This is a genomic window from Lentzea sp. DG1S-22 (assembly GCF_036321065.1).
Lineage (GTDB): Bacteria > Actinomycetota > Actinomycetes > Mycobacteriales > Pseudonocardiaceae > Lentzea > Lentzea jiangxiensis.
In genome coordinates this window covers 300,445-313,227 of the sequence record NZ_CP143276.1, presented here as the reverse complement: position 1 = coordinate 313,227, position 12,783 = coordinate 300,445, and the positions used below count along the sequence as shown (strand labels likewise).

Here is a 12,783-nt window from a genome sequence, read left to right as displayed (position 1 = left end):
GCTGCCAAGGTCGAGGACATGACGCGTCTTCTGCTGGCGGTGGCGTTGCTCGTGGCCGCGGCCTCCCCCGCGCAGGCCGCACCGCCCCGGTGGGTCGGCACCTGGGCGGCAGCGCCGTCCTCGGCCGTGCCGGGAACCGACAACGGCTACGTCGACCACTCGATCCGCAACATCGTGCACGTCAGCGCGGGCGGCAAGGAGATCCGCGTCCGCCTCTCCAACGCCTACGGCCGCACGCCCGTCGTGTTCGGCCAGGTCACGGTGGCGCGCGCGGCGGGCCCGGACACTCCGCTGGCGCTGCCCGGCACGATGCGCACGCTCACGTTCGGCGGTTCCCGGTCCGTCACGGCTCCACCCGGTGCCGACGTGGTGAGCGACGGCGTGGCGCTGACCGTCCCGGCGGACTCCGACCTGCTCGTGAGCGTCCACACGCCCGAGCCCGGCGGCCCCGTCACGCACCACCAGCTGGCCATGCAGAACTCGTACTTCACCCGCGAGGGCAACCACACGGCCGACGAGTCCGCGGCCGCCTACCGCGAACGCACGACGAGCTGGCACTACGTCTCGGGCGTGGACGTGCGCTCGTCGACGTTGAAGGGCAGCGTGGTGGCCCTCGGCGACTCGATCACCGACGGCGCGAACTCGACGTGGGGCGCGAACCTGCGCTGGCCCGACCAGCTCGCCGATCGCGTCCACACCCGGCTGGGCGTGCTGAACGCGGGCATCAGCGGCAACCGGCTCCTGCTCGACGGCGGCTCGTCCGGCCCCAGCGCACCGGCGAGGCTGAACCGCGACGTGCTCACCCAGTCCGGCGTCCGCTCGGTGATCGTGTTCGAGGGCATCAACGACATCCAGCAGACGCCGCACCAGACCGACCCGGCCCGGATCATCGCGGCGTTGAAGCAGATCGCCCAGCGCTCGCACGACCGCGGCCTGCGGGTCGTCGGCGCGACCATCACACCGTTCAAGGGCTGGAACAGCTACACCGAGGAGCTCGAGTCGGTGCGGCAGGCCGTGAACGCGTTCATCCGCACCAGTCCCGACTTCGACGCGGTCGTCGACTTCGACCAGGTCGTCCGCGACCCGGCGGACCCGCAGCGGATCAGGCCGGACTACGACGAGGGCGACCACCTGCACCCCGGTGACAGGGGTTTCGAGGCGATGGCGAAGGCGGTGCGGACCGCCACCCTCTGACCACACGATCGGGCGACGGCGGTTTGCCCCGTGACGGGCCGGTTACTCGGCGATGATCAACATCAGTCACCGGCCGGCCAAGGGGTAAGCCAATGCGTGTCACCGTTCTCGCCGTTGTTCTCGCGATCACCGCCACGGCCTGCGCGACGTCGACGCCCGGCCCGGCGGCCCAGCAGACCCCGCGGTCCCCGGCGTCGACGTCCGCCACGGCGTCCGACAAGCGCGAACCGACGCTCGAGGCCGAGCTGACCCTGCAGGGCAAGCCCGGCCTGGGCCTGCTCACCGTGACGAACGAGGGCACGACGCCGCTCACGTTCCAGGGCTGGCCGAAGCTCTCGTTCACCACCCCCGCGGACGAGCTCGCCGCCATCCCGGTCGAGCAGAAGCTCGTGCCCGGCGAGGGCCCGTCGATCACCCTGGAGCCGGGCGGGACCGCGTTCGCCGGCGTGCAGCTCGACGTCGGCGACGAGGCCGGCTCGGTCGCCATCGGGTCGATGACCGCCGAGCTGCCCGGCGCGACGCCCGCCGAGGTCACCTTCATCGGCACGGACGGCCGGCCCATCGCCGACACCAGCTCGCTCGAGGTCAGCGAGGCCGAGGTCGGGACGCTGCAGCCGGCCGCCCAGGGCGTGCTCACCTTCGGCTGACCCAGCCGGTCATCGGGCGGTGCCGCACCCGAAGGCGACGAGCTCCAGCTCGACTGTTCTCAGGGACTCCCGGGCGAGCTGTAGGTGTTGCCGGCGTGGTCGCGCCCGCGGGCGAGGTAGATCCGGTGGCTGTCCGCCCGCAGGAACCGCACGGTCGTCGGCACGTACCGCATCGTGTAGCCGCACCGCCTCGAAGTGCTGCGGTTCGGCGGGCTCCCGTGCACGAGCATCGCCGAGTGGACGCTGCACGCCCCGCGCTCCAGTTCCACGTCGACGGCGAGCGACTCGTCGACCGCCGTCTCCCGGTTGAAGAACGAGTCGGCGCTGCCCGTGTGCTCGGCGGCGGCGAGGTGGCTGCCGGGGATCACCCGCAGGCAGCCGTTCTCCGTGGTCGACGGGTCGATCGCGAGCCAGACGGTGATGGCGTCACCGGCCGGGTCCAGGCTGTCGCGCCAGAAGTGCGCGTCCTGGTGCCACGGCACGGGCCGGCCGTCACCGGCGGGCTTGCAGATGAAGTGCGACGAGAACAGCGCGATGTCGGGCCCGATCAGCGACTCGACGAGGTCCAGCACGTCCGGGTCCAGCAGCCACTCGAACAGCGCCGGATCGGTCAGGTGCGGCACGTCCATGTGCTCGGGGCGCCGTCCTCGCGGCAGAGCCGCCAGCTTGGCCTCGAAGTGCGCCGCCAGCGCCTCGAACCGGTCTGGGGCGAGCACGCTCTCGTACGTCTCGTAGCCGTCGGTCTGGAACATCGGGCGTCACCTCACGAGTAGGCCGGTCTCCCTGTCGTAGCTCAGAACACGCGTCGGCGGGGCGTTCACCGTCACCGTGGTACCGACCGGCGGTTCGCCGTCCTCCGGCACGACGTAGCCGATCCGGTCGTCGCCGCAGTCCAGCGTCACCAGCGACGTCACGCCGAGGTTCTCCACAATGGACACCACACCGGTGAACAGCCCTTCCTCCGCCGGTGCCAGGTATTCCGGCCGCACACCGATGATCTCCGAGCCGCGCGGCACGAGGTTCATGGGCGTGGAGCCGATGAAGTTCGCCACGAACGTGTCCGCGGGTCGCTGGAACACCTCGCGCGGTGTGCCGAGCTGGCGGATCCGCCCGGCGTCCATCACGGCGATCCGGTCGGCCAGCGCCAGCGCCTCCGCTTGGTCGTGCGTGACGAACACCGTCGTCAGCGCCAGCTCCCGTTGCAGCTTCTTGAGGAACGTCCGCGCCTCCAGCCGCAGCCGGGCGTCCAGGTTGGACAGCGGCTCGTCGAGCAGCAGCACCTCGGCCGACGCGGCGACCGCGCGGGCGAGCGCCGCCCGTTGCTGCTGGCCTCCCGACAGCTGTCCCGGCCGGCGTCCGAGCAGCCCGTCGAGGCTCAGCCCGGCGGCGGTCCTGGCGGCCGTCTCCCGCTGCACGGACTTCGCCGCGCCCCGGACCCTCAACGGGTAGGCGATGTTCTCGGCGACCGTCATGTGCGGGAACAGCGCGTAGTCCTGGAACACCATCGCCACCCGGCGGTCACCGGGCTGCAGCCGGGTGATGTCCCGCGAGCCGATCGCCACGGCACCGCCGGTCGCCGCCTGCAGTCCCGCGATGGTGCGCAGCAGCGTGGTCTTGCCGCAGCCGGAGGGTCCGAGCAGGGCGAACAGCTCGCCGTCGGCGATCTCGAGGTCCAGGTCGTCCACCGCCCGCACCCCGCCGGGGTAGACGGTCGACAGGCCCTCGGCAGTGATGCTCGCCATCAGCTCTTGATGCCTCCGTGGAATCGGAACCCGTACCGCTTGTTCACGAACAGGTACAGCACGACCACCGGGATCGAGTACAGCAGCGAGAACACCGGGATCACCGTCAGGTCGGCACTCCCGCCCTCGTCGTAGAGCGTCCGCAACAGCACCGCCGCCGGCTGCCGGCCGACGTCGCGCAGCAGCAGGAACGGCAGCAGGAAGTTGCCCAGGCGTTGACGAACGCCCACACGAAGATCGTCGCCACCCCCGGCCGCGCCACCGGCAGCACCACGTGGGCCAGCACCTGCCGCGGCGAGGCGCCGAACACCCGCGCCGACTCCTCGTACGAGCGCGGCACGGCGTCCATGAAGTCCTTGAGGATGAAGATGGCCGCGGGCAGCAGGCCGCCCGCGATCACGAGCGCCGTGCCGAACTGCGAGTTGATCAGCCCGAGCTGCAGCATCATCACGAAGATCGGCACCATCGCCGCCGTGCCCGTGACCACGCTCGACAGCAGCAACAGCAGGTACAGCAGCAGGTCCCGGCCGGGGATCCGCACCCGCGACAGCGCGTAGGCCGCCAGCGCGGCGAGCACCGTCGTCACCACGGTGGCGACGACGCACAACACCAGGGAGTTCCCCAGCGACGTCAGCGCGTACGGGTGCTCGAAGGTCGCCACGACGTTCGAGAAGGTCCAGTCCGGCCAGCGCAGCCCCAGCCCCGGCTTGGCGTCGAACGGCGCCGAGGCGAGCCACAGCATCGGCACCGCGAAGAACGCCAGCACCACCGAGACCAGCACGTAGAAACCGATCCGGCGGACGATCCACAGTGGACTCACGCGCGCCTCCGCAGCAACCGCAGGTACACGAGCGCGATGGCCAGGTTGCCCACCAGCAGCAGGATCGACAGCGCCGACGCGTACCCGAGCTGCCCGCTCTCCAGCGCCTGCCGGTAGATGAGCACCGGCAGCACCTCGGACCGGTGGTTCGGCCCGCCCGCGGTCAGCAGGAACGGCGTGAAGTCGTTGGCCGTCCACAGGCTGATCAGGAGCGTGTTCGTCAGCACGTGCCCGCGGATGTGCGGGAACACCACGTCCCGCACGGTCTGCCACCCCGACGCGCCCGCCAGCCGCGCGGTCTCCAGCTGCGACGGCGGCACCGCGGCCAGCGCCGAGGTGTAGAGCAGCATCGAGAACGCCGTCCCGCGCCACACGTTGAAGATGATCAGGCTGGTCATCGGGTACTGCACCAGCCACGCCGTCTCCGGCGACCCGAGCAGCACCCCGAGCGTCCCGGTGTCGCGGCTCAGCACCGCGAACCACAGGTACGCCACCACCGTGCCCGGCAGGATCCACGACAGCAGCACCAGCCCCTCGACGAGCCGCCGCACCCCGGGTCGCACGGTCCGCAGCAGCCAGGCCAGCCCGAACCCGAGCACGTTCTGCCCGACGACCGCGGATCCCAGCACGAACACCGCCGTGAGCCACACCGAGTTCGTGAACAGCGGGTCCCGCACGGCCTCGACGAGGTTGTCCACCCCGACCACCCGCGGGTTCGCCGCGGCCGGCCCGGTGAGCCGGTAGTCGGTGATGCCGATGTACAACGTCCACAGCGCCGGGAAGACCAGGAAGACCCCGATCAGCAGCAGCGCGGGCGCCACGAACGCGGCGGCGCGCCGGACGCCCAGCCCGGAGCTATCCAACGTTGCCCTCGCCGACGGCCTTCACCAGCGCCGCCCGGTACGCACCGGCCGCCTCGTCGGGACTCCTCCCGGCGACCACGTCCGCCGTGGCCTGCTGCAACGCCGCGGACACCTTCGGGTAGTCCGCCAATCCGGGCCGGTAGCGCGTGATGGGCAGGACCCTCTCCGAGACGAACGTCAGCATCGGGTCGCCCTCGAGCACCTCGTCGTTGACGTCCTGCCGCTGGGTGAGCTGCGCCGTACCGGCCAGCGACTCCTTCACGGCCTCCGCGGAGTTGAGGAACTGCAGGAACTCCCAGGCCTGCTTCGGGTACCTCGTGTTCGGGTTGATCACCCGCACCCCGCCCCCGGACATGCTCACGAAGTCCTGCCCACCCACACCGGCTCCGGCCTGCCTGGCCGGGATGAGCGCCCACCCGACCGCGGTGTCGCGGTCCGCCATCCTGGCCACGCCGTTGCGCGGCTCCACCACGGACCGCCAGAAGTAGTCGCTCTCCAGCAGGATCCCGATCCTGTTCTCGCTGAACAGCTGGAACGACCGGTCCCGCCCCTTGGCCTCCTGCTGCAGCACGGGATCCCCGAGCCCACCCCCGTACACCTTCCGGTACAGCTCGAGAACGTCCTTCAGCTGAGTGGAATCCCCCTGCCACTTCCCGTTCTCGTAGATCGGCCGCCCCGCGCCCACCAGCGCGGGAAGGACGCCCTGCATGGTCGTCGCCTCGCCCATCGCTGTCCCGGCGTTGAGCTGGATCGGCGTGACCCCCGGCAGCCCCTTCAGCTTCGCCCCGGCGTCGAGCACGTCCTGCCACGACCGCGGCTGCCACTCCACCGGCAACCCGGCCTGCGCGAACAGCTTCTTGTTGAAGAACAGCACGCGCCCGTCCGTGCCCATCGGCACCCCGTACCGCTTGCCGTCGAACTCCCCCAGCCCCTGCACGGCGTCGGGGATCTGCTCCCAGCCGTCCCAGTCCACGTCGCCGACGACCTCGTCCAGCGGCTTGATCTGCCCGGCCTGCGCGAACTCCCCGAGCCAGATGCCGTCGATCTCGACGACGTCGCCCCCGCCACCGGTCTTGAGGTCGAGCGCGACCTTGGTCCGGTAGTCCTCGTCCCCGGCCCCGTTCTGCTCGAACCGCACGGTGGCCGTCACCCCCTTGGCCTTCTGCAGCTCGGTGAACCGCGGGATCACCCAGTTCTGCAACCACCCAGCCCCACGGGCGTTCTTCCCGCCCGACACCGCGTTGGCCACGATCGTCAGCGTGATCTCCCTGGCGTCGGCGTTGCGCGCCTGATCACCGCTCCGCGTCTGCCCCAGGCACCCCGCCAGCAACCCGCACACCGCCAGCAGCCCCGCCGTTCGCCGCATCCGTGATCTCCCCACCCAGAGGACCAGCCGGTACGTCACCCCCAACATGGCACCGGTTCACCGAGCCCACAAGCCCGCGAACCCGAAGGCGGCAACCCCGCACACCGCGGATCCCCGGTATGGTCCGAACCAATGTCCGCGGAGTTCGCCGTCCTGGGCCCCCTGCGGGTCCACCTCGACGGCAGAGACCAGCACATCGGCGGCTTCACCCGCCGGGCGGCCCTCGCCTACCTCCTGCTCAACGCGAACCGCACGGTCCCGACCACCGACCTGACCACGGCGATCTGGCCGCACGAACAACCCCCGACAGCCAGGGGGATCCTGCTCAACGCGATCTCCGCGCTCCGCAAGGCCGGCCTGGACATCACCACCCGCAAACCGGGCTACCAGCTGAACACGGACCCGGCCGCCGTCGATCTGCACCGGTTCCGGACCGCCCTGCGCCACGCCGCCGGGTCCCCGACCCCGGACCAGGCCGCCACCACCCTCCGCGCGGCCCTGGCCCTCTGGAGGGGCCCGGTCCTCGCGGACCTGGCCGCCGAGGGCGTCACCTGGCCGGCCCTGACCGAGATCACCAGCCTGCACGACCAGGCCGTCGAGAACAGGTTCGAAGCGGAGCTGGCGGCGGGCCGCCACCACGAGATCATCCCGGAGCTGCGAGCGCTGACCCGCGACCACCCGCTGCGCGAACGCCTGCAAGCCCACCTCATGCTGGCTCTCTGCAGATCCGGCAGACAAGCGGACGCGCTGGCGGTGTACCGCAACGCGCACAACAGGTTCATCGAAGAACTCGGCATCGCCCCGAGCCGCGAACTCGCCGACCTGCACCGGGCGATCCTCACCAGGGACCCGGCGCTGACGATCACCACGTCGGCGGCACCACCCCTGCTGGAACGCAAGAAGGTCAGCGTCCTGGTGGTCCGCCTGCACCAGCGGGGAGAGGGCGAAGCCGCCGACGAACGACTCGAAACCGCCGTCGCCCGGGTCAAGGAGCGGATCGAGGCGATGGGCGGGACCACGGTCACCACGCTCGGCTCGACGATCTGCGCGGCGTTCGGTGCCCCGGTCAACCGGGAAGACGACGCCGCACGGGCGGTCCGCGCCGCTGGGGAGATCACCGGCGGGCACCCCGCCGCGGCCGCCGTGTCCACCGGCCCGGCGCTCGTGACGTCCGGCGACCACGTCGAGGTCGGCGGCACCGTGCTGGACGCCGCCCTGCGCCTGCTCGCGGGCACGAGCCCGAACGAGGTGAAGACCTGCCCGGTGACGGAACGGCTGCTCGCCCCGGTGGACGACGACACGCCGTTCGTGGGCCGCGCAAGGCACACAGCCCACCTGACCGAGGTCCACCACCGAACGGTCACCGCGAGCCGCCCCAGCGCGATCACGCTGGTCGGCGAACCGGGAGCGGGCAAGAGCAGGCTCGTCAAGGAGTTCGCGACCGGCAGGAGAACGCTCACGGGCCGCACCCCGCCGTTCGCCCGCAACGACGCCTTCGCCCCGCTCGCCGAGATCGTGCGGGCCCACGCCCGGATCTTCGACACCGACCCGGCCGACGTGGTCGTCGCGAAGATCGAGGCGGTCACCGACGACCCCTGGCTGGTCACGCAGCTGTCCGCGCTGGTCGGGGTGAGCCCGCGGGGTGGCGACGTGCTGCTGGCGTGGCGGAGGTTCGTCGAGCACCTCGCCGCGGAACCGCTCGTCGTGGTCGTCGAGGACGTCCACTGGGCCGGCGACCTGTTGCTGGACTTCCTGCACGATCTCACGGACAGCACCGACGACGTGCCGTTGCTGGTGCTCATGACCGCACGGCCGGAGCTCCTGCACCGCCGCCCGGACTGGCGCGGCACCCTGGTGGTCGACGCACTGTCCGAAGAGGACACGACACTGCTGCTGGAAGCGTTGCTGAGCCGGCACGACGTGACCGCCGACCTGCCGGCGCTCCTGCGGCGATCGGCGGGCAACCCGCTGTTCGCCGGCGAGTACGTCCGCATGCTCCGCGACGGCGCGCCGGACGCCCTCCCGGACACCGTGCGGAGCGTCATCGGCGCGCGGCTGGATTCGTTGCCGCCGCGGGAGAAGGCCGTGCTGCAGGACGCGGCGGTCATCGGCTCGACGGTCTGGCCCGGCGCGGTCGCGATGGTCGCGGAACGCGACGTCGCCGAGGTCTCGCGCTGCCTGGAGGTGTTGCGGCAGCGCGACTTCCTGCGGCGCCGGACCACCAGCAACGTCGTCGGCGAGGCCGAGTACGCGTTCAGCCACGTGCTGGTGCGCGACGTCGCCTACGACCGGGTGCCGCGCGGCACCAAGGCGATGAAGCACTACCGCGCCGCGGAGTGGGTGCGGGCGCTGCCGCTGGAGCACGTTCCCCTGCTGGCGCACCACTTCCAGGAAGCCGTGTGGCTCGCGGAAGCTTCCGGACGCCCGTGCGACATCATGGGACGAGCGGCGCGAACAGCTCTCACGGACGCGGGCCGCCGGGCGAGTGCGCTGGCCGCGAGGGACACCGCGATCCGCTGCTACCGCGCCGCCCTCGCGGTCTGCCCGCCGGGCCTGCCCGACCGGGTCGAGCTGCTGGCGCTGCTGGGCTCGAGCCTCGCCTGGAACGGCGGCGGCCTCGACGAGCTGGCCGAGGCCATCGCGCTCCACCTCGACGCGGGGGACTTCGCCGGCGCGGCGGAGGCGTCCCGGGCGTCCTGGAAAGCCGCGTGGCACCGCGGCGACCACGCGGCGGCCGGACGGCACCTCGACCGGACCATCGAGTTCCTCGCGCGGGGCGGCCCCGGTGACCGCGTGTCCGGCGTCCAGGCCCACCTCGCCCACTCCCTGGCGCTGGCGGGCAGGCCGGACGAGGCGGTCACCGCCGCGGAGGCGGCCCTCGCGGCGGCGACGGGAGAGGACCGCGCCATCGCCCTGGAGGCGCGGGGACTGGCCAGGGTCGAGCAGGGCGACCGCGGCGGTCTCGACGACCTGCGGCAGGCCGTGGCGGAACGCCGCGCGGCCGGGGTCTCCCCCAGCCTGTGCCTGTTCAACCTGAGCACCGCCCACTCCGTGCTGGGCGACCTCGGCGAGCGGCTCGCCACGAGGACCGGGGCCAGGGTGGACGCGTTGCGCCGCGGCGACAGCTACACGCTCTCGTGGCTCGACTCGTCGCAGTACGCCGAGCTGTTCTGGGACGGCCGCCTCACCGAAGCGCTGGCGAACCTCGACGGGTCGATCGCCCGCTCCCCCGGCCAGTCCCACCTCCACGCCGACCGCGGCCGCGTCCGGCTGCTGGCCGGTGACCTCGCCGGCGCCACCGAGGACGCCCGCACGGCGCTGCGCCTCGCCAGGGCCAAGGGCCATCCCGGCGAACTGCAGCACCCGCTCGTGCTCCAGGCCCGCATCGCGCTCCACCAGGGGGAACGGCCGGAGGTCGGCGCACTGCTGACGTCGCTGCCCGGCCGCCAGATCACCGGGCTCGTCGGGGCGGGCCTGCCGATCGTGCTCGCCGGCGCCGGGCACGGCCCGGAAAGCCTCGCGGGGGTGTCGTGGTCGCGCTGGCGTGACGCCGCCACCGCGTACCTGGCGGGCGACAGGGCGCAGGCCGTCCGGATCTACGAGGAGATCGGCTCCGCGCCGGACGCGCGAGAAGCACGATGAGTCGCCGGTTATCGCCCGGCCCTAGCGTCGGGGCGTGCCCGTCCCGCGCTACTACCAGGCCAAGGCCAAGCTCCTCGACCTGCTGAACGAACGGCAGGACAACACGCCGTTCCCGCCGGAGCGGGTGCTGTCCGACCTCTTCGGCATGTCCCGCGCCACCATCCGCAAGGCGCTGGACGAGCTCGTGCTGGAGGGCAGGCTCGTGCGCGGGGCGGGCCGCCGGGGCACCGCCGTCGCACCGCGCAGGCCCGTGCACCGGCTGGGCCTCGACGCCCTGGTCCGCGACCTGGCCTCCCGCGAGTCGACCACGGTCCGGCCGGCCGCGCAGGACCTGGTCGTCGTCGAATCGGTGCTGGTGCACGGCGACGAGCCCATCGGCGTGCGGTCGGAGTCCCTGCGCGCCTCCCGGTTCCCCGGCCTCGCCCGGCTCTACGACCGCACCACCCCGCTGCCGAAGTTCCTCAGGGACAACTACGGCTTCGAGAGCGCCGCACAACCGCAGTGCGCGACCGCTCTGGCCACACCTCACGTCGCCGCCCGGCTGGAGGTCCGCGCGGCCACCCCGCTCCTGTCCGTCACGTGGCTGAGCCACGACCCGCGCGGCCAGGCGGTCGCCCGGTCGGCGGTCTTCCTGCGCAGCGACCGCGCGCACCTCGCGCTGCCGAGATCAAATACGGTGGACGGGTGACGGATCGACGCACAGTCCTGAAAACCCTCGCCCTCCTCCCGCTCGCCGGCTGCGCCACCCCACCGGCACCCCGGACCGCGGCGCCGACCACGCCCGCCAGCACGGCCGCCACGACCAGCCCGGCGCCCGTGCGGCACGACGCGCTGGTCGAACTGGAGAAGAAGTTCGACGCGCGCCTGGGCGTGTACGCGATGAGCGACACCGGCAGGACGATCGAGCACAGGGCCGACGAGCGGTTCGCGTTCTGCTCCACGTTCAAGGGCCTCGCCGCCGCGGCCGTCCTGCACCGCAACCCGATGGCGCACCTCGACACCGTCGTCACCTACACCGAGGCCGACCTCATGAAGAGCTCGGCGATCACCCGGCAGAACGTCGGGACGGGCATGAAGCTGCGCGACCTGTGCGACGCGGCGGTCCGCTACAGCGACGGCACCGCGGGCAACCTGCTGCTGCGCGACCTCGGCGGTCCCGCGGAGCTGACGAGGTACCTGCGCGAACTCGGCGACACCGAGACCCGCATGGACCGGGTCGAGCCGGACATCACCTCGGCCGTGCCCGGCGACCCGCGCGACACCGCCACCCCGCGCTCGCTCGGCACCGACTACCGGCGGCTCGTGCTCGGCGACGCCCTGCCCCGCGACAAGCGCGACTTCCTCAACGACCTGCTGGAACGATCCGTCACCGGCGCCAAGCGCGTCCGGGCCGGCGTGCCCGCGGGGAGCAGGGTCGCGAGCAAGACCGGCACCGGCTCGTACGGCACCGTCAACGACATCGCCGTCGTGTGGCCGCCCGGCCGGGAACCGCTGCTGATCGCGGTCATGTCCAGCAAGCAGGCAGCGGACGCGAAGTACGACGAGGCCCTCGTCGCCGAAGCCGCCGCCTACGTGGTCAAAACCCTCACCTGACCGAGGAGACGTCCGCCCACACGGTCTTGAGGTCGGGGAACCGGTTGTGCCCCCACACCTGCGCCAGGCCGTTGACCAGCAGCAGACCCCGCTGCCGCCGCCCCAGGAACCCGATCCGCCCGAGCTGCGGGAACCGGCCGGGCGTGCCGTCGTCGACCTCCACGCGCACGACCTCGCGCTCCGGCAGGCAGAGGATCCGGGCGCGCCGCGGCGGGGCGGCGTGGTGGTACGCGTTGCTCACGAGCTCCGTGGCCACGACCATCACGTCGACCACGACGTTCTCGTGCATCCCCCGCAGGAGTCGACGAACCTCCGCCCGCACGTCGGCGAGCGGCAAGCCCCCCTCCGGTAGGACCAGGTCCAGTCGTTCGCCGGACCGTCCTGCGATTCCCATCAGCCTCTCCCCGCGCCCTCTTCGTGCAGGGCAGGAGGTTCCATACCCACAGACGCGCAAATCGAAACACGGCGAACTTCACTCACGGCACCCTCGGCAGGTCCGCCCAGACCACGGTGCCGCCGTGGGCCCTGTCGACGCCCCAGCGGTCGGACAGCCGGGCCACCAGGACCAGACCGTACCCGCGCTGCGGCCGGGACACCTTGCGCAGCGGCGGGTGGGCGCGCGCGTCGTGCGCGATCTCGACGCGGATCCTGGACGTCTCCACGACGACGCGCAGGAACGACGGTTCCGACGTGTACCGGTACGCGTTGCTGACGAGCTCGTTCACCACCAGCAGCACGTCCGCGACCGCGTCGGCGTCCTCCCGCATCAGTTCCAGGCGCACCCAGCGCCGGACGGCCGCGAGCGACGGCCGTTGCCTGCCCAGGGGCAGGTCCGCCGCCTCACCCGTCCACGCTGCCTGGTCGCGAGCCAAACCGCTCCTCGGTCAGTTGATCAGTTTCGCGGGCGGTTACCCCA

General features: G+C 72.2%; 12 protein-coding genes. 5 read left to right on the top strand and 7 right to left on the bottom strand.

The features are described from left to right. The first annotated feature begins 18 nt into the window (after positions 1-18). Together V1227_RS01530 and V1227_RS01525 are read left to right on the top strand one after the other, a co-directional pair. Complete coding sequence (locus V1227_RS01530) at positions 19-1,194, top strand: SGNH/GDSL hydrolase family protein (RefSeq protein ID WP_329790592.1); 1,176 nt, start codon at positions 19-21, stop codon at positions 1,192-1,194. A 92-nt stretch (positions 1,195-1,286) separates the two neighbouring features. After that, positions 1,287-1,841: a DUF4232 domain-containing protein gene (locus V1227_RS01525; protein ID WP_329790591.1), complete on the top strand. Its 555-nt coding sequence runs from the start codon at positions 1,287-1,289 to the stop codon at positions 1,839-1,841. Between the two features lie 59 nt (positions 1,842-1,900). On the opposite strand, the gene V1227_RS01520 is transcribed toward V1227_RS01525, so the two are convergent. The 5 genes from V1227_RS01520 to V1227_RS01500 form a co-directional block, all read right to left on the bottom strand. Next, a complete protein-coding gene (locus V1227_RS01520; protein ID WP_329790590.1) occupies positions 1,901-2,593 on the bottom strand; it encodes a phytanoyl-CoA dioxygenase family protein in 693 nt (230 codons plus the stop codon). 6 nt (positions 2,594-2,599) lie between these two features. After that, positions 2,600-3,583, bottom strand: a complete 984-nt coding sequence (locus V1227_RS01515; RefSeq protein ID WP_329790589.1) for an ABC transporter ATP-binding protein — start codon at positions 3,581-3,583, stop codon at positions 2,600-2,602. A 106-nt stretch (positions 3,584-3,689) separates the two neighbouring features. Further along, a complete protein-coding gene (locus V1227_RS01510; protein ID WP_329790588.1) occupies positions 3,690-4,403 on the bottom strand; it encodes an ABC transporter permease subunit in 714 nt (237 codons plus the stop codon). Beyond that, positions 4,400-5,266 carry a carbohydrate ABC transporter permease gene (locus V1227_RS01505; RefSeq protein WP_329790587.1) on the bottom strand — a complete coding sequence of 289 codons (867 nt, stop codon included), beginning with the start codon at positions 5,264-5,266 and terminating at the stop codon, positions 4,400-4,402. Before V1227_RS01505 ends, V1227_RS01510 begins: the two co-directional genes overlap by 4 nt. Next, positions 5,259-6,632, bottom strand: a complete 1,374-nt coding sequence (locus tag V1227_RS01500) for an extracellular solute-binding protein (protein WP_329790586.1) — start codon at positions 6,630-6,632, stop codon at positions 5,259-5,261. The genes V1227_RS01505 and V1227_RS01500 overlap by 8 nt, the downstream gene beginning before the upstream one ends. 132 nt (positions 6,633-6,764) lie before the next feature. Between V1227_RS01500 and V1227_RS01495 the strand changes: the two genes are divergently transcribed. The 3 genes from V1227_RS01495 to bla are packed head-to-tail and all read left to right on the top strand — an operon-like array spanning position 6,765 to position 11,867. Continuing rightward, positions 6,765-10,274 (top strand): BTAD domain-containing putative transcriptional regulator, encoded by a 3,510-nt coding sequence (locus V1227_RS01495; protein WP_329790585.1) that lies wholly within the window; start codon positions 6,765-6,767, stop codon positions 10,272-10,274. A 34-nt stretch (positions 10,275-10,308) separates the two neighbouring features. Beyond that, positions 10,309-10,962, top strand: a complete 654-nt coding sequence (locus tag V1227_RS01490; protein ID WP_329790584.1) for a GntR family transcriptional regulator — start codon at positions 10,309-10,311, stop codon at positions 10,960-10,962. Next, positions 10,959-11,867 carry a class A beta-lactamase gene (gene bla / locus V1227_RS01485; RefSeq protein ID WP_329790583.1) on the top strand — a complete coding sequence of 303 codons (909 nt, stop codon included), beginning with the start codon at positions 10,959-10,961 and terminating at the stop codon, positions 11,865-11,867. Before V1227_RS01490 ends, bla begins: the two co-directional genes overlap by 4 nt. Here the strand turns inward: bla and V1227_RS01480 are convergent. Continuing rightward, positions 11,860-12,261, bottom strand: coding sequence for an ATP-binding protein (locus V1227_RS01480; RefSeq protein ID WP_329790582.1), 402 nt, complete (start codon positions 12,259-12,261; stop codon positions 11,860-11,862). The genes bla and V1227_RS01480 overlap by 8 nt on opposite strands. 82 nt (positions 12,262-12,343) lie before the next feature. Next, positions 12,344-12,739, bottom strand: coding sequence for an ATP-binding protein (locus V1227_RS01475; RefSeq protein WP_329790581.1), 396 nt, complete (start codon positions 12,737-12,739; stop codon positions 12,344-12,346). Positions 12,740-12,783: the final 44 nt, after the last annotated feature.